Here is a 16,630-nt window from a genome sequence, read left to right on the forward strand (position 1 = left end):
CCGGAGGCCCGGAACGACCATGTCGTTCCGGGCCTCCACGGCCTTGCGGGCGCCTGCGTCTCGGACTTCCGACGGCTTGCCGTACGACGCCGGGCGCTTCTCAGATCACGCCGAGCGCCGCCAGGCATCCGGCGCCGCCGAGCAGCATGAAGACCGGCATCAGCACCTTCAGCTCCACCCAGCTCCCCGCACGGAAGCGCATCGCCTTGGGAGGGCCGACCGGATACCAGCGCTTGCGGCCGACGACGATGGGCCACAGGATCGGGCAGCCGGAGACGGTCAGCGCGTCCCCGATGTCATGGACGAGCGCGCCGAGCACCACCGGCAGGCCCAGCCACAGGTACTCCTGGCCCGGGGCGGTGAACAGCCAGTCCGCCCCATTGCCCGGTTTGTTGAGAATGTCGGCGAGGATCCAGGCGCTGGTCGCACCGAGCAGCCACACCAGGACGTCGCTGGAGACCCGGGCGGCCCGCCACAACAGGCCCTCGACCGCCAGCACCATATGCACGAAGAGAATGCCGAGCACGGCCCAGCGGCCGCCCGCCATGCCCAGCACAGCCGTCCCGGCGCCGATCAGCACGGCCCACAACCAGGTGTGGGTGAGCGTACGGTGACCGCCCGAGCGCCGCGGGTCGCTCTGCGTCCTGGTGGCCTTGTAGACGGAGTACGAGAGCTTGTCGATCACGCCGCACAAGCCGCGCGAGAAGGGGCCGAAGGCCCGGGATATGGTCGCCGACTTGTGATCGAGGTCGGGGGCCAGCGCCGCGCCCGCGCAGACCAGGGCACCGACGACGAGGACGGGCCAGGGCATCGGGTGACCCGCCGCCGCGGCAGCGGCACCCACCCCCAGCCAGGCCGCCGCCCCGGACAACGAGTGCGCCGGTCCCATCATGGTCTTCCCACCCCTGTTGCTGTTGTGCGCCGCGGTGCCGTGCACGGGCGTTTCCCGTACGGCAGCGGTGTGTTGACGGCCAGTCGGCGGCACAGCGTATCGCCCGTGATCTTCCTTCCCCCGCCCGGGTTCTTCCATGGGGCCGGGAGGCAGGCAGTATGGAGGCGTGACCCTCATCGATCATCTGCCGAAAGACGCCGACCCCGATGCCCTCTTCGAAGCGTTCTCGACGTGGGCCGAGGAGCGGGGCATCTCCCTCTACCCCGCCCAGGAGGAGGCGCTGATCGAAGTGGTCTCCGGGACGAACGTCGTCCTGTCCACCCCGACGGGGTCCGGCAAGAGCCTCGTCGCGGCCGGGGCGCACTTCGCCGCGCTGGCGAACGACCAGGTCACTTTCTACACCGCGCCGATCAAGGCGCTGGTGTCGGAGAAGTTCTTCGACCTGTGCAAGCTCTTCGGCACCGAGAACGTCGGCATGCTGACCGGCGACGCGTCCGTGAACGCCGACGCGCCCATCATCTGCTGCACGGCCGAGGTGCTGGCGTCGATCGCGCTGCGCGACGGCAGGGACGCCGACATCGGCCAGGTCGTCATGGACGAGTTCCACTTCTACGCCGAGCCGGACCGCGGCTGGGCCTGGCAGGTCCCGCTGCTGGAGCTTCCGCAGGCGCAGTTCGTCCTGATGTCCGCGACGCTCGGCGACATGAAGCGGTTCGAAGAGGACCTCACGCGCCGCACCGGCCGCCCGACCGCGGTCGTACGCTCCGCCACCCGCCCTGTCCCGCTCTCGTACGAGTACCGCGCCACACCGCTCACCGAGACGCTGACCGAGCTGCTGGAGACCCACCAGGCGCCGGTCTACATCGTGCACTTCACACAGGCGGCCGCGGTGGAGCGGGCGCAGGCGCTGATGAGCATCAACATGTGCACGCGCCAGGAGAAGGACGAGATCGCCAAGCTGATCGGCAACTTCCGCTTCACCACACGGTTCGGGAAGAACCTCTCGCGGTACGTCCGGCACGGGATCGGTGTGCATCACGCCGGGATGCTGCCGAAGTACCGGCGCCTGGTCGAACGGCTCGCCCAGGCCGGTCTGTTGAAGGTCATCTGCGGCACGGACACCCTCGGCGTGGGAGTCAACGTGCCGATCCGTACGGTGCTGTTCACGGCGCTGTCGAAGTACGACGGCAACCGGGTGCGCACGCTGCGGGCCCGGGAGTTCCACCAGATCGCCGGCCGCGCCGGCCGAGCGGGCTTCGACACGGCGGGCTTCGTCGTCGCCCAGGCGCCCGAGCACGTCATCGAGAACGAGAAGGCGCTCAACAAGGCGGGCGACGACCCGAAGAAGCGGCGCAAGGTGGTGCGCAAGAAGGCGCCCGAGGGCTTCGTCAACTGGGGCCAGAACACCTTCGAGAAGCTCATCGGCTCCGACCCCGAGCCGCTGACCTCCCGCTTCCGCGTCACCCACGCGATGCTGCTGTCCGTGATCGCCCGGCCTGGCAACGCCTTCGACGCGATGCGGCGCCTGCTGGAGGACAACCACGAGGACCGGCGCGCGCAGCTGAGGCACATCCGCCGCGCCATCGCGATCTACCGCTCGCTGCTGGACGGCGGGATCGTCGAACGGCTGGACGAGCCGGACGCCGAGGGGCGGATCGTCCGGCTGACGGTCGACCTCCAGCAGGACTTCGCGCTCAACCAGCCGCTGTCGACGTTCGCGCTGGCCACCTTCGAGCTGCTGGACCCCGAATCCCCCTCCTACGCCCTGGACATGGTGTCCGTCGTGGAGTCCACGCTCGACGACCCGCGGCAGATCCTGGCCGCGCAGCAGAACAAGGCACGCGGCGAGGCGGTCGCCGCGATGAAGGCCGACGGCGTCGAGTACGAGGAGCGGATGGAGCGGCTCCAGGACGTCACCTACCCCAAGCCGCTGGAGGAGCTGCTCTTCCACGCGTACGGCGTCTACCGCAAGAGCCACCCCTGGGTCGGCGACCACCCGCTCTCCCCCAAGTCCGTCATCCGTGACATGTACGAACGGGCCATGAGCTTCTCGGAGTTCGTCACCTTCTACGAGCTGGCGCGCACCGAGGGCATCGTGCTGCGCTATCTCGCGAACGCGTACAAGGCCCTGGATCACACCATCCCGGACGATCTGAAGTCCGACGATCTCCAGGATCTGATCGCCTGGCTGGGGGAGATGGTCCGCCAGGTCGACTCCAGCCTGCTCGACGAGTGGGAGCAGCTCGCCAACCCGGAGGAGGAGACCGCGGAGGAGGCACAGGACCGGGCGGACGAGGTCAAGCCCGTCACCGCCAACGCCCGCGCCTTTCGGGTCCTGGTGCGCAACGCGCTGTTCCGCCGCGTGGAGCTGGCCGCTCTGGACAAGGTCGGCGAACTGGGCGAGATGGACGCCGAGTCCGGCTGGGGCGAGGACGCCTGGGCCGATGCGATGGACGGCTACTGGGAGGAGTACGACGACCTGGGCACCGGCCCCGACGCCCGCGGGCCGAAGCTGCTGCGGATCGAGGAGGACGCCGAGCACGGGCTGTGGCGGGTGCGGCAGACGTTCGCCGACCCCAATGGCGACCACGACTGGGGCATCGGCGCGGAGGTCGACCTCGCCGCCTCCGACGAGGAGGGACGCGCGGTCGTCCGCGTCACGGACGTGGGCAGGCTGTAGACCGGTCCGGCCCGGCGCCGCACCCGGGAGGGCTGGAGCCGGGAGTGCAGGGCCCCGGGCCGCGTCACCCCGTCGGCGGGGCGTGCCGCCGGGGCCGCCAGGTCAGGCCGTCGTCCGTTCGTCGCCGCCCGCACGCCCGAGAGCAGCGTCGCGACCGCCCGCGTCCTGGTTCCGCCGGGCGCGGGCGACCAGGACGACGGTGACCGTGATCAGCAGGGACCAGGCGGCGAACTTGTCGATGGAGACGGGCTGCCAACCGTCCGCCTGGTACGGGTAGCGCCAGGCGCCCAGCCAGGTGGCGATGTTCTCCGCCAGCCACAGGAAGAAGCCGATGAGCACGAACGACAGGGCGAGCGGCATACGGTGACGGCGTCCGCCGGTGGTGAACTCCACCCAGGTGCCCCAGGTCGCGGCCAGCAGCACGCCGGCCAGGAGCCAGCGCATGTCGGGCAGCCAGTGGTGACTGAAGAAGTTCACATAGATCGCCGCCGCGATGGCCTGGACGGTCCGCGCGCGGTAGCGGACCAGGTTCAGGTCGAACAGCCGCCAGGCACGGCACACGTAGCTGCCGACCGCCGCGTACAGGAAGCCCCCGTACAGCGGAACGCCGCCGATCTTCAGAACCGCGGGCTCGGGGTAGCTCCATGAGCCCAGGTAGACCTTCAGCAGCTCGAAGGCCAGCCCGATGGCGTGGCAGACGGCGATGACTGCGAGCTCCCGCCCGGTCTCCCAGCCGCAGGCCCGGAACACCGCCGTGAGCAGCAGGCCGTAGAGCAGCAGGAGGTCGTACCGCGCCACCGGCAGGTGCGGCAGCAGCCCGGACAGCGCCACGCCCGCGAGGATGGCGGCCGCGAAGGCGCAGCACCTGACCTGTATCTCCGCGAACAGCCACAGCTGCCTGAAGGTCGTGAACACCACCGGCATGGTCTCTAGGACGCAGGGGCACGGCCGGCGGTTGCCGCCCCGGCCTCCCGGATGATGCCGGCTCGCTCACCCCGGGCCGCCCGTGCCGCCCGTGCCGACGCTCGAAGGACGGCCGGCCGCATCCGTGTGCCCGGTCGGCGGCCGCGGGGTGCGGAACAGCTCGGCGGTGCGCGGATGACCGGGCCGGGCGAGCAGGGACTCGGCCGGGCCGTGCTCGACGACGCGGCCCGCGTCGACGACGGCGATGCTGTCGGCGAGGTCCGCGGCCGCCGCCAGATCGTGCGTGATCAGCATCAGGCTCGTCCGCTCGCTCCGCTGGAGCTGCTGGAGCAGATCGCGGATCCCGCGCCGGGCGACGGTGTCCAGGCCGGAGGTGATCTCGTCGCAGACGAGCACGCGCGGACGGGCGAGCAGCGCGCGGGCGAGGGCGGCCCGCTGCAGTTCGCCTCCCGAAAGGCCGGCCGGCCGTCGCTCGGCCGTCTCCGGCGCGATGCCCACGCGGGTGAGCGCGGAGAGGGCCTCGGACCGCGCCGCCTCCCGGCCGAGGCCCCGCAGGCGTACGGCCGTCCGCGCGATCTGCTCCAGCACCGGGCGGTACTCGTCGAAGGAGGCCCGCGCGTCCTGGAACACGTACTGCACGGAGGCGAGTTGCCCACGCGTACGGTCGCGCAGGCTGTGCGGCAGTGCGCTCCCGTCCAGAGCCAGGCTGCCTGACCACTGCCGGTGCAGGCCGGCGAGGCAGCGGGCGAGCGTGGTCTTGCCGGAGCCCGACCGGCCGACGACGGCCAGGCACTCCCCCGCGCCGACGGTGAGCGAGACCGCGTCGAGGACGGTCGAGGACGGTCGCCGCCGCCCGTGCCAGGCGCTCAGACCGGTGACCTCGAGCGCGGGGCCTGGCCCCCTGTCCGGATCGCCGCGGTCCGGGTCCGTCCGGTGGCCGGCGGGCAGGATCTCGAACCGGTCGTCGAGTTGGGCCTCCGGCCGGTCGTCGAGCACGGCCTCCGGCCCGTCGCCGGAATGAGCCTCGGACCGGTCGCCCGAAGGATCATCCGGCCGGTCGCCGGGCCGGGCTTCGGAGACCAGCTCGCGGGTCCATGGGTGCGCCGGGGCCGCGAAGATCCCGGCCGCGGGACCCGATTCCACGACCCGGCCCTCCCGCAACACCACAACGTCGTCGGCCAAGGTGCGTACGACGCTCAGATCGTGGCTGAGCAGCAGTACCGCGATGCCGCGCCGTACGAGGTCGTGGAGTTCGGCGACCACGCGCCGCTTGGTGAGGTCGTCCTGGCCGGTGGTCGGTTCGTCGGCCACCACCACGCGCGCTCCGAGGAGGAACGCCTGGGCGAGTACGACGCGTTGCTGCTGGCCACCTGACAGCTCGTGCGGATAGCGGCGGAGCACCACTGCGGGGTCCGGGAGTTGGGCAAGACGCAGAGCCTCGCGCACGCGCTCGGCCCGCCCGCGCCGTGTGCCGCCGTCGAGCCGGGCGATGTCGGCGAGCAGGGCGCCGACCCGCCGGGCGGGGTTGAGGGCGGCGGCGGGATTCTGCGGGATGTATCCGATCCGTCCGCCACCGGGCACCTCCACCGTCCCCGACACCCGGGCCCCTGCCGGGAATTCGCCGAGAAGGGCGAGTCCGGTGGTCGTCTTGCCGCTTCCGGACGCTCCGACGAGAGCGGTGCAGCGCCCGGGGCGCAGCTGGAGACCGACCCCGTCGACGACGGCCCGCCCGCCGATCTCGACCCGGAGGCCGTCAACCTGTGCCACGTACGACGCCACGGGACGACCTCTCTCTCGGGTTCTTCGCCAGAACGGCGTCGAACAGCAGGTTGGCGCCCGTCGACAGCGCCACGATCAGCAGCGCGGGGACGACGACGGCCCACGGCTGGACGAAGAGTCCTGTGCGGTTGCGGTCGACCATCACGGCCCAGTCGGCGGCGTCCGGTGCCACGCCGACGCCGAGGAAAGCTGCGGTCGCGACCAGATAGAGCGCGCCGGTGAGCCGTACACCCGCATCGGCCGCCATGGTCCGTACGGTCGCCCGGCCCACATAGCCGGCCGCGACGCGCCACCGGCTCTCCCCCTGCATGCGCAGGGCCTCCACGGCGGGGCGGGCCGCGGCCGAGGCGGCGGCGGCGCGCATCATCCGTGCCGTGTCCGGCAGGTTGACCAGCGCGACGATGAGGGCCAGACCGGCGGGGCCGGGGCTGAACAGCGCGGCGACGAGCAGCAGCAGAAGCAGCGACGGGACGGCGAGCAGCACGTCCAGGGGGCGCATCAGCAGTTCCTCCAGCCACGGCCTGCGGGTCAGCGCGGCGGCGAGCCCGAGGGGCGCGGCGGCCAGATACCCGAGGCCGGTGGCGGCGAGCGCGACGAGCACCACGGACCGTCCGCCGAGCAGAACCTGGCGCCACACATCCCGGCCCGTGATGTCGGTGCCGAGCCAGTGGCCGTCGCCCAGGGTGAACGAGGCGCCCCGCGGCCCGGGTTCACCGGCGAGCCACGGCCCCACGAGGGCGAGCAGCAGGGGTACGACGAGCAGGGCGACTCCGAATCCGGCCCTGCCCCGACGTCCCCCAGGGGCACCGGTGATGGCCGGTGCGCCGGTTACGGGGGCGGGGGCGCGGGCGGTCACGCCATCACCTCCGCCCGCGGCGCGAACCGGTGTGCCACCGCGTCCGCGCCCAGGTTCAGGAGCACCGTGACGACGCCGAACACCACCGCCAGGCCCTGCAGTACGGGGATGTCCCGCGCGGCGACGGCGTCCATCAGGACCGTGCCGAGACCGGGAACGACGAACAGCGTCTCGACCACGATCACCCCGGACAGCAGCCAGTCACCGGTACGGGCGAGCTGCTGCACCGCGGGAGCCACGGCGTTGGGGAGGGCGTGGCCGAGAGCGATACGGGTGCCCGGTATCCCGTAGCGCCTGGCCTGCGCGACGTACGGCGAGGCCAGGGCGTCGATCATCCCGGCCCGCACCAGGCGGCCGACGGAACACACCGGACGGGCCAGCAGGACGAGGACGGGCAGGATCAGCAGCTCGGGCGGGGGAACTCCCGTGGTGCCGACGGCAGTCGGCGGCAGCCATCCGAGCTGCAGGGCGAAGACGACGACCAGGAGCACACCCGAGGCGAACTCCGGGACCGCGTAGACCCCGAGGGTCGTGGCGCTGATGGCCCGGTCCGTGCGCCCGCCCTCCCGGCGCGCGGCGAGCATCCCGAGCCCCACCCCCAGGGGTACGAGCAGGGCGAGGGTGGTCAGGGCGAGCGCAAGGGTGGGCCCGATTCCGGCAGCCAGATAGGCGGTCACGGAACGACCCGTCACCAGGGAGGTGCCGAGGTCGCCGTGGAGCAGTCCGCCGGCCCAGTCGACGAGGCGTTCGGCGGCGGGGCGGTCGAGCTGCATACCGGCGCGGATGCGCTCGATGCGCTCGGGGTCGGGGTGGTCCCCCGCGAGCGCAACGGCCGCGTCCCCGGGAAGCGCCTCGGTGAGCAGGAAGATCAGCAGCACGACACCGGCCGTCTGCAGGACGCCCAGCAGCAGACGCCGCACCAGCCAGGCGCGCCCGGCGCTCACGCGAGCCACACCCTGTCGAACCGTGCCCAGTCGAGCGTGTTGGCGGGTGCGTCCTTCTGCACACCGCGTACGCGCTGATCCGTGCCGACGATCCAGTCGGCGAATCCCCAGACCAGGAAGCCGCCTTCGGTGTGCAGACGGCGCTGCATCCGCTCGTACAGCGCCGCGCGGTCGGAGCTGTCCCGGGTGGACTGGGCCTGCTGGTAGAGGGCATCGAAGTTCTTGTGCCGCCAGTGGGTCGCGTTGGTGGTGGAGCCGGTGAGGAGCCGCTGCGCGATGTGGGACTCGATGGGCATGGCGCCGGAGCGGTAGCTGCAGAGGGTGCCGGAGTCGAGGATGTCGTTCCAGTACGTGTCCTTGTTGCCGACCCTGATCCGGACGTCGACCCCGGCCCGTGCCGCCTGCTCCTTGAAGATCTCGGCGGCTTCGACGAACCCGGCGGCGACCGGGGAGGTGTCGAGGGTGACGGAGAGCCGGTCGTGCCCGGCTTCGTGGAGCAGGCCGCGGGCCCGCTTCAGGTCCTGCTCGCGCTGCGGCAGGCCCTTGGCGTAGTACTGGTACCCCTTGCCGAAGAGGTCGTTGCCGATCTCGCCCGCGCCGGACAGCGCGCCCCTGACCAGTTCGGCGCGGTCGGCGATGAGGAGGAACGCCTCGCGGACCCGCCGGTCGTCGAAGGGCGGCCGGTCGGTCTTCATCGCGAACGCCTGCATGGCGCTGTTGCGCAACCGCACGATGGTGACCCGGCCGCCCTTCTCGTGGGCGCGGGCAGTGGTGGGGTTGAGTTCGTGGGCGTACTGGACCTGGCCGCCGAGCAGGGCGTTGATGCGGGCCGACTCCTCGTTGGCGACGACGAATTCGAGCGCGTCGAGGTACGGCGCGCCCTCCCAGTAGTCGTCGAACCGGCGGAGGCGGAGGGAGCGCCCGGGTTCGAACGAGCCGAAGCGGAACGGTCCCGACCCGACCGGCTCGTCGAAGCGGTCCGCCCCGTCAGGGACGATGTAGGCGCCGAACGCGGCCATGACGTTGGGGAATTCGGCGTACGGGCGCTTGAGCCGGAACTCCACGGTCCGGTCGTCCGGGGCACGGCTCGCGTCCAGGTCGACGGGTTCGAGCGATGCCTTCGCGCGGAAAGCGCGGTCGGGATCCGCGATGCGCCGGTAGCTGTGGAGCACATCCCGGGCGGTGACCGGTTCGCCGTTGTGCCAGCGGGCCTCGCGGAGCGTGACGCGCCAGCGGTCGAGCCGGGTGTTCGGCTCCCAGCGCTCGGCGAGGCGCGGCTGCGCGGACATGTCGGCGCCGAGGTCGGCGAGTTTGTCGAACAGTGCTTTGGCCCGTGAGGCGTCGACGAAGAGGTTCGCCATGTGCGGGTCGAGGGTCTCGCCCGCCCCGCCACCGGCGAAGGCGGCACGCAGTGTGCCGCCGCGTCGCGGCGGGCCGCCGTCCCCGGCCGGGCCGGAGCCGGGGCCCGTGCCGGAGGTACAGGAGGCGAGGGCCAGGGTCGCGGCCGCTCCGGTGCCTGCGGCGAGGACGGCACGGCGGGCGGGGTGCGGCAGGAAGTCGGGAGCTGAGCGGTGATCGGTCATGGAAGGCCGGTCCTTGAATCGGGGCGGAAGGGGAGGATGTTGGCGGCCCAGGAGGCGGTTCAGCGGGCCAGCCGGGCGACGAGATGCAACCGGTCGCCGTCCGCGCATCCCGCGGGCTCGGGTGCGCCCGGACGCCAGGGCGGATCCGTGCGCGGACCCGGCCCGTCGTGCAGTTCCAGCACGTCGAATCCCGCGTGCGCGAGCAGATGACGCAGCTCCTGCGGGAAAAGCAGCCGCCATGCGGAGTGCTGCTCGACGGGGGACCGTCCGGACTCGCCGGTGGTCCATACGCGGCGGCGGCGCAGGAGTTGGGCGGCCCGGTCGATGTGCAGGGTGGTGGTCGAGGTGTGGGTGACGCCCTGCCAGGTGAGGGTGCGGGTATGCGGAACGCCGAGACCTTCGCCCGCGCCGAGGAAGTAGGCGCCGTTGCGCAGTTCGGCCACGAGCAGCCCGCCCGGCGCGAGATGGCGCCGGCAACTCCCGAGAAACCCGGCCAGTTCCTCGTTGGAGTGGCAGTACAGCAGGGAGCTGTCCAAGCACAGCACGGCGTCGACGGTGCGATCGAGCTCAAAGCCGCGAAGGTCGGCGCGGTGGTACTCGGGCCCGGGGTGGTGGGCCCGGGCGTACGTGAGCATGGTGCCCGCCATGTCGATGCCGAGGGTGTCGCGCCCCTGGGCCTGGAGATACGCGATGTCGCGGCCGGTTCCGCAACCGGCGTCCAGGACCCGGTCTCCCGCGCCGTGACGGCGCAGCACGTGCTCGGCCCAGCGGCCCGCGATGCGGTCCGGGTCGGGGAACTGGGCCTCGTAGAGCTCGGGGTGATCGGTCAGCAGATTCCCCGAGGCGCTCATGAGACGGCCTCGCGCGAGGACGCCGCGGTCGCGTCCGGGCCGGGCTCGCTCGCGGACGGTTCCCGGGGGCCGTCGCCCGGTTCGCTCACCGACGGGTCCCGGGGAACGCCGCCGGGCTCGGGCAGGGCGCGCAGGCGGCGCAGCAGCCCGACAGCGGCCGCGGACAGCAGGCCGAACGTGAGGCAGCACAGCCAGGGGAGCCATGCGCGGTCTCCCCTGTCGCCGGCGTCCATGGCCCATCCCACGGCGGTGTTCCCGACGGCGGCGGCTATCCCGGAGACGACGTAGAAGACCCCGAAGTAGGTGCCGGTGAGCCGCTTGCTGCCGAACTCCGGGATGAGCTCCATGACGAAGGGCTGCGCCACCATGATCCCGGCGTAGAGCAGAAAGGCACCGGCGAGGACCGGCGTCAGCAGCAGTGCCGCCTCCGCCCACCCCGTTCCGCTCCCGCCCCCGTCGCCGACGGTGACCAGCAGGGGCGGGACGAACGCGAGCCCCATCACGGCGAGTCCGAGCGACACCCAGCGGCCGCGGTCGCCGCGCTCCTTCAGGCGTGCGGTGATGCGCAGTTGGAGGGCGAGATTGGCGACCGTACCCACGACGAACACCGCTCCGGCCGCGCCCGGCAGACCGGTGGCTTCGCGGGCGCCGGCCGGCAGGAGCAGATAGAGCTGGTTCTCGAGGGTGAACATGCCGACCATGGCGAGCGAGAAGGCCAGGAAGCGGCGGTTGGCGAGGACCTCCCGCCAGTCGTCGACCAGCCGGTGCTGCGCCTTCGGCACCTCACGGGCGGGGAGGACGGCCGCCTGGGCGACGGTCAAGGCCGCGAAGACGGCAGCGGCCGTGAGCGCCGAAGCACGGAAGTCGACCAGCAGCAGGGCGCTTCCCAGAAGGGGGCCGATCAACGCACCGGTGGTGGCGAACACGTTGAACAGCGCGAACGCCTCGGCCTTCCGCTCCCCCGACTCGACGGCGATGTAGGCGCGCACAGCCGGGTTGAACAGCGCTCCCGCGACGCCGCTGAGGACGGAGGCGGCGAGAAGCACCGCCAGACCGTCGCCCAGCGCGAAGAAGGCGAAGCCCACGGTGCGCAGGGCGCAGCCGGCGATGATGACACCACGGGCCCCGAGCCGGTCGGCCGCCGAGCCGCCCACGATGAACAGGCCCTGCTGGCTGAGGTTGCGCACCCCCAGCACGATCCCGACCACAGCCGCGGACATCCCGAGGTCCTCGTCGAGGTGCGTGGCGAGGTACGGGATGAGCAGATAGAAGCCGGTGTTGACGCCGAGCTGGTTGATCAGGAGGAGCTGTACGGCGGGTGGGTGTCCGCGCATCGTACGGAGGGTGTTCACGCCGAGGTTCCTTCCGCTCGTGGGGTGTTCGGCTCTGCCGGGGTGACAGGGGCGGCCGCTGCCGTGGGCGTGACGCCGAGGCCCGGTCGCGGTCCCGCCCGGACGGTGCCGTCGGCGCCGCCGATGCCCTGCCAGGGGTCTCGGGCGAGCAGCAGATGGCCGTCGAGATCGACCCAGCGGGCCCGGCCGACGAGGTGTACGGCCGGGGCGATGCCCAGCGAACTGGCCGTCAGGCAGCCGAGCATGACGTCCGTGCCCGAACCCGCCAGCGCCTCGCAGATGCGCAGCGCCTGATGCACGCCCCCGCATTTGGCGAGCTTGATGTTGACGCCGTGGACGCGCCCCGCCAGGCGGAGGGCGTCCTCGTAACCGGTCGCGTCCTCATCGGCGATCAGCGGCAGCGGTGAGCGCTCCGCCAGCCGCGCGAGGGAGTCGGGGTCACCGGGTGGCGTGGGTTGTTCGACGGCCTCGACGCCCAGTGCGGCCAGGCGCGGCAGGAGTTCGCCGGTGAGGGCGGGGGGCCAGGCCCCGTTGGGGTCGAGAAGCAGCCGGGCCCCTGGTGCCGTGTCGCGTACGGCGGCCACCCGGTTCAGGTCCTCCTCGGGGTCGGGGGCGCCTGCCTTGATCTTGAGCACGGCGAAGCCCTGGGCGGTGAGGGTGCGGGCCTGGGCGGCCGCGTGTTCCACGTCGGTGATGCCGATGGTGCGGGCGGTGGCCGCAGACGGCCGGGGCGCGATGTCTCCGAGCAGGGCGTGGACGGGCGCTCCGGCCGAGGTGCCGACCAGGTCGAGGAGGGCGGAGTCGACGGCGGCCGCGACACCGGCCGGGATGCCGGGCGGCAGCAGCCTCCCCGCGGCGAGCACGGACAGCGCGGTCTCCGGTTCGTCGAACTGCTCCAGTTTCGGGGCGAGTTCGCGCAGACAGCGCACGGCCCGGTCCGCGGACAGGCCGAGGTGGGCGGAGCTGACGACCTCGCCGAATCCGTGGTGGCCGCGGTGTTCGACGCGGACCCACACGGCGTCGCGGGCGGACATCACGGAACGGGAGATGCGGAGGGGCTCGCGCAGTTCGAGGCGGGTGGTGCGCAGGGTGAGTCTCATGGGCCGCCCTCCTTCGGCGCGCCTGCCGTGGCGGAGTGCGGGGGCGTCAGGGGATCGGCGACAGTGCGGCACCGGGTCCAGCCGGTCGCTTCCACGGCACTGGGGTACGGGATTTCCACGGGGCGGTCGGCGGGCCGCAAGCCGGCGGCGGTGGCGCCATCGGTAGGGGTGGTGGTGCCGGAGCCGGCGTCGGTGCAGATGCCGTGAGCCAGGCAGTAGTCGTCGTCGTAGACCGTTCCGAGGTAGCGGTGCGGGCCGTCGGGGAAGACGGTCGCAACCACGGCGCCGGGACGGGTTCGGGCGGCCCATGCGGCGACGAGAGCGGCGGCGCCGGTGCTCCATCCACCGCTGACGAAGCTGCCGCGGGCGAGCCTGCGGCAGGCGTCGACGGCCTCGTCCGGTCCGATCCAGTGGACCTCGTCGAACGCCTCGTACCGGACATTGCGCGGGTGGATGCTGCTGCCGAGGCCGCGCATGAGACGTGGGCGGGCGGGCTGGCCGAAGATGGAGGAGCCGACCGAGTCCACGCCGATGACATGCAGCCCCGGCCAGCGCCGGCGGAGGGGTGCGGCGATCCCGGCGCTGTGCCCGCCGGTTCCCACGCTGCACACCAGCACATCGAGATGGTCGAGCGCCTCCGCGATCTCGGTGGCCATGGAGGCGTAACCGGCCGTGTTGTCAGGGTTGTTGTACTGGTCCGGCCAGTACGCACCGGGGAGTTCGGCGAGCAGGGCACGGAGCCGGGCGATCCTGGCGGCCTGCCACCCCCCTCGGGGAGCGGGGCGGTCGACGACCTCCAGGCGCGCCCCGTGAGCGCGCAGCAGACGGCGCATCGACGGTTCCAGTTCGGCGTCGCCGACGAGAACGACCGGGTGCCCGAGCGCCTGCCCGGCGAAGGCCAGTCCGAGGCCGAGGGTTCCCGAGGTGGATTCGACGACCGGCGCGCCCGGGCGCAACTCGCCCCGCTCACGGGCCCCGAGCAGCATGGCCACGGCGGCACGGGCCTTCATCCCCCCGGCGCCCAGGGATTCGAGCTTGGCCCAGAATCCGGGGTGGGCGTGCGGCAGCGGGGCCGAGATCCGGGCCAAGGGGGTGCGCCCGAGGAGGGCCAAGAGCTCGGGCGCGGCTGCCGGTTCGGCAGCGACGGTGATCACGCGGGGCCTCCGTATCGGTACAGGACGCCCGGGCCGCCGTCGAGCCAGAAGAAGGGATACGGCTCGGCGGAGACGGCCGTGACCCCGGACCCGAGGAAGTGCGGCAGGATCGCGCTGCCGGTCTGCGCGAAGAGGACGAACGCCTTGCCCGTCTCCCGCGCGTGCTCCAGCAGCGGCTCGAACGTCCCGTTGCCCAGGGTCATCCCCGAAGCGAGGATCGCGTCGCAGCCGTCGAGTTCGGCCCGCGCCTCGGTGCGAATCCGCTCGCCCCATTCGGTCGTCCCGCCCTTGAGGTCGCACGGCACATAAGCGATGCCCCGCTCACGCAACTGCTCCAGCAGGGAGTTGACGACCCCGACGACGAGCACCCGGCGAGGCGCGGCGGCTACGGGTGGTGCCGGGAGGAGACCGATGACGCTCCGGGCGCGGCAGCGGGACTTCTGCAGGCTGTCCCCGGGCGGCAGCGGGAGCGGCCGGGCGCCGTTCTCCGGGGTGTGCGGGCGTACGTGCATCAGATACGCGTCGAGTGCGGCGACCCGTACGGCCGGAACCGGATGCCGGAGCAGCGCCGCGACATCGGCTCCGACGCAGTCGTCGAGCGCGTTCGACGTGAGCGAGCCGGGTTCGACCGCACAGGAGCCGACGCTCTCCCCCAGCCGCAGGCTCAGGACCTCATTGCGGTATCCACTGCCGCGCCCGTCGTGGCGCACGGCCTGGGCGATGGTGAAGGCGACCGCAATGCCCTGAGTCTCGGGACGGGGGCCGAACTCCCCGTCGAGAGCGCGTTGGAGGAGCTCCGCGAGGGAGGTGGGAGAGCCAAGGGAAGTGGAGGAAGCGACGGAACGGGCGGGAGCACTGCGCACGCCGGTCATGCGCCACCCCCGATGGACGCAGCGGCGGCCGTGGAGTCGTTGAACGCGGTCGCGGTCCCAGGGGCGTCGGGCACAGTCGCGGTCCCAGCCGCGTCGGGCACAGTCGCGGACTCAACCGCGCCGGTCACTGTCACGGGCCCGGCAGCGGCAGCGGCAGCAGCAGACACGGTCGTGGGCTCAACCGTGCCGGGCACGGTCGTAGGCCCCGCAGCGCCGGACACGGTCGTAGACCCGGCCTCGTCAGGCACGGTCGTCGGTTCGGCGGCGTCGGACACGGTCGTCAGCCGGGCCTCGTCGGACACGACCGCGGGCCCGGCCGTCGCGTGCTCCGCCCCGGCGGGCTCCACGTAGATCGGGCGGAGTCCCGCGAGGGCGGCCTCCACTCGCCCCCGGGCTCCGCCGCCTTCGGTGTCGACGGCCATGACATGGCCGAGGTACTCGTTGTTGCTGGTGGCCGCGCGGACAGTGCGGCCCGGCTGAGCGAGGTCCACCTCGCGGACGCCCGGGGCGCACTGCGCGTCGTCGGCTCCGGCAATGCCCGCGAGTTCTCCGGGCTGTTCGGGGAGCAGGAAGCCGATGGCCGCGCTCCGCACACCCGTTGGACGTGGAGCGAGTGCGGGCCGGTGGCCGAGGGCGACGTCGACGGCGGCCGCTGCGAGGTCGATCCCGGTGACATGGCGGACGAGTTCGGTGATGCGGTTGCCCGCGGGGCGCGGGTTGACCTCGACGACGCGCGGACCCGCATCGGTCAGTTTGATCTCGGTGTGGGCCACCACGTGGTCGAGGCCGAGTGCCTCGAGAGCGGCCACGGCCGTGTCCGCGGCCTCCCGTTCGTGCGGCGAGCCCGCCGGGAACATGTGCCCGGTCTCGATGAACGACGGTGCACCGCCCACACTCTTGTCGGTGACTCCGACGACCTGGCACACACCGTCGTGGGAAACCGTCTCGACACTGACCTCGGGGCCGGCGAGCAGTTCCTCGAGCAGCACCACGGGCGTGCGCCGCTGACCGCGGGCGTTGACCGGGAAGCCACCCAATGCGGCGCAGGCGTCAGCGAGTTGACCTTCATCGGACACCTGTCGGACATACATCCCGGCGCACAGGTCGACCGGCTTGATCACCAGTGGAAACCCGATGCGAGCGGCGGCTGCCGCCGTCTCGTCCCAGTCGCCGCACACGGCGAAGCGGGGACCCGGCACTCCGGCATCCGCCAGCAGTCGCCGTGTCGCGTCCTTGCGGCAGGCGGCCTCGACCGCATGGGGCGCGGGACCCGGAAGTCCGAGACGGTCCGCGACGTGGGCGACGGCGGGGAGGTAGTAGTCGCAGGACGACAGCACGCCGTCGAACCGCAGCACTTCGTGCAACCGCTCCGCGTGGTCGAGCAGCGCGGGGATGTCGTTGGTCTCGGTGGTGATGACGTTGCTCGCCGCCAGCAGCGGGTGCGGTGCACCCGGCGGCGCGGATCGCAGGTAATGGTGCAGGTCCCTGGTCAGGAACGTGAACCGGTGTCCGGCTTCGCCGATGGCATGCGGCAGCAGCCGGCTCATCGAACCGACCCAGCTCTCGATCATCAGCAGATGTCCCACGGTGCCCCTTCCGGAGTGCGGTGTGAATGCGGCGTGGTGTTGACCGACAGCCACAGT

At 72.3% G+C, this 16,630-nt stretch carries 12 protein-coding genes and 1 pseudogene; 1 reads left to right on the plus strand and 12 read right to left on the minus strand.

What is annotated here, in order from left to right; all coding sequences use genetic code 11:
- Positions 1-100: 100 nt before the first annotated feature.
- Positions 101-892, minus strand: a complete 792-nt coding sequence (locus ACGFNH_RS15925; RefSeq protein ID WP_393653970.1) for a metal-dependent hydrolase — start codon at positions 890-892, stop codon at positions 101-103.
- 166 nt (positions 893-1,058) lie between these two features.
- Between ACGFNH_RS15925 and ACGFNH_RS15930 the strand changes: the two genes are divergently transcribed.
- On the plus strand, positions 1,059-3,572 hold the full coding sequence (locus tag ACGFNH_RS15930) for a DEAD/DEAH box helicase (RefSeq protein WP_393653972.1): 2,514 nt from the start codon (positions 1,059-1,061) through the stop codon (positions 3,570-3,572).
- Positions 3,573-3,674: 102 nt separating this feature from the next.
- Here ACGFNH_RS15930 and ACGFNH_RS15935 read toward each other — a convergent pair whose 3' ends face one another.
- From ACGFNH_RS15935 to ACGFNH_RS15985, 11 genes and pseudogenes are all read right to left on the minus strand, one after another.
- Positions 3,675-4,496: a DUF817 domain-containing protein gene (locus tag ACGFNH_RS15935; RefSeq protein ID WP_393653974.1), complete on the minus strand. Its 822-nt coding sequence runs from the start codon at positions 4,494-4,496 to the stop codon at positions 3,675-3,677.
- 66 nt (positions 4,497-4,562) lie between these two features.
- Complete coding sequence (locus ACGFNH_RS15940) at positions 4,563-6,263, minus strand: ABC transporter ATP-binding protein (RefSeq protein ID WP_393653976.1); 1,701 nt, start codon at positions 6,261-6,263, stop codon at positions 4,563-4,565.
- Positions 6,250-7,089, minus strand: a complete 840-nt coding sequence (locus tag ACGFNH_RS15945) for an ABC transporter permease subunit (RefSeq protein WP_393654478.1) — start codon at positions 7,087-7,089, stop codon at positions 6,250-6,252. The genes ACGFNH_RS15940 and ACGFNH_RS15945 overlap by 14 nt, the downstream gene beginning before the upstream one ends.
- A 38-nt stretch (positions 7,090-7,127) precedes the next feature.
- Complete coding sequence (locus ACGFNH_RS15950; RefSeq protein WP_393653978.1) at positions 7,128-8,075, minus strand: ABC transporter permease; 948 nt, start codon at positions 8,073-8,075, stop codon at positions 7,128-7,130.
- Positions 8,072-9,658: an ABC transporter substrate-binding protein gene (locus ACGFNH_RS15955; protein WP_393653980.1), complete on the minus strand. Its 1,587-nt coding sequence runs from the start codon at positions 9,656-9,658 to the stop codon at positions 8,072-8,074. The genes ACGFNH_RS15950 and ACGFNH_RS15955 overlap by 4 nt, the downstream gene beginning before the upstream one ends.
- A 59-nt stretch (positions 9,659-9,717) precedes the next feature.
- The gene (locus tag ACGFNH_RS15960; RefSeq protein ID WP_393653982.1) at positions 9,718-10,509 is read right to left on the minus strand and encodes a class I SAM-dependent DNA methyltransferase; all 792 of its coding nucleotides are present in this window, start codon (positions 10,507-10,509) and stop codon (positions 9,718-9,720) included.
- Positions 10,506-11,861: an MFS transporter gene (locus ACGFNH_RS15965; RefSeq protein WP_393653984.1), complete on the minus strand. Its 1,356-nt coding sequence runs from the start codon at positions 11,859-11,861 to the stop codon at positions 10,506-10,508. The genes ACGFNH_RS15960 and ACGFNH_RS15965 overlap by 4 nt, the downstream gene beginning before the upstream one ends.
- Positions 11,858-12,961, minus strand: a complete 1,104-nt coding sequence (locus ACGFNH_RS15970; RefSeq protein WP_393653986.1) for a dipeptide epimerase — start codon at positions 12,959-12,961, stop codon at positions 11,858-11,860. The genes ACGFNH_RS15965 and ACGFNH_RS15970 overlap by 4 nt, the downstream gene beginning before the upstream one ends.
- A complete protein-coding gene (locus tag ACGFNH_RS15975; protein ID WP_393653988.1) occupies positions 12,958-14,115 on the minus strand; it encodes a PLP-dependent cysteine synthase family protein in 1,158 nt (385 codons plus the stop codon). The genes ACGFNH_RS15970 and ACGFNH_RS15975 overlap by 4 nt, the downstream gene beginning before the upstream one ends.
- Positions 14,112-14,987 (minus strand): Rossmann-like domain-containing protein, encoded by an 876-nt coding sequence (locus tag ACGFNH_RS15980; protein WP_393653989.1) that lies wholly within the window; start codon positions 14,985-14,987, stop codon positions 14,112-14,114. The genes ACGFNH_RS15975 and ACGFNH_RS15980 overlap by 4 nt, the downstream gene beginning before the upstream one ends.
- A gap of 353 nt (positions 14,988-15,340) precedes the next feature.
- Positions 15,341-16,573, minus strand: a pseudogene (locus tag ACGFNH_RS15985) (ATP-grasp domain-containing protein); the annotation flags it as partial.
- Positions 16,574-16,630: the final 57 nt, after the last annotated feature.

This window comes from Streptomyces sp. NPDC048639, from assembly GCF_043199075.1.
Taxonomy (GTDB): domain Bacteria; phylum Actinomycetota; class Actinomycetes; order Streptomycetales; family Streptomycetaceae; genus Streptomyces.

Coding starts and splice junctions, on each gene's coding strand:
- ACGFNH_RS15925 (WP_393653970.1), bottom strand. CDS start 892: ATGATGGGACCGGCGCACTCGTTGTCCGGGGCGGCGGCCTGGCTGGGG.
- ACGFNH_RS15935 (WP_393653974.1), bottom strand. CDS start 4,496: ATGCCGGTGGTGTTCACGACCTTCAGGCAGCTGTGGCTGTTCGCGGAG.
- ACGFNH_RS15955 (WP_393653980.1), bottom strand. CDS start 9,658: ATGACCGATCACCGCTCAGCTCCCGACTTCCTGCCGCACCCCGCCCGC.
- ACGFNH_RS15960 (WP_393653982.1), bottom strand. CDS start 10,509: ATGAGCGCCTCGGGGAATCTGCTGACCGATCACCCCGAGCTCTACGAG.
- ACGFNH_RS15970 (WP_393653986.1), bottom strand. CDS start 12,961: ATGAGACTCACCCTGCGCACCACCCGCCTCGAACTGCGCGAGCCCCTC.
- ACGFNH_RS15980 (WP_393653989.1), bottom strand. CDS start 14,987: ATGACCGGCGTGCGCAGTGCTCCCGCCCGTTCCGTCGCTTCCTCCACT.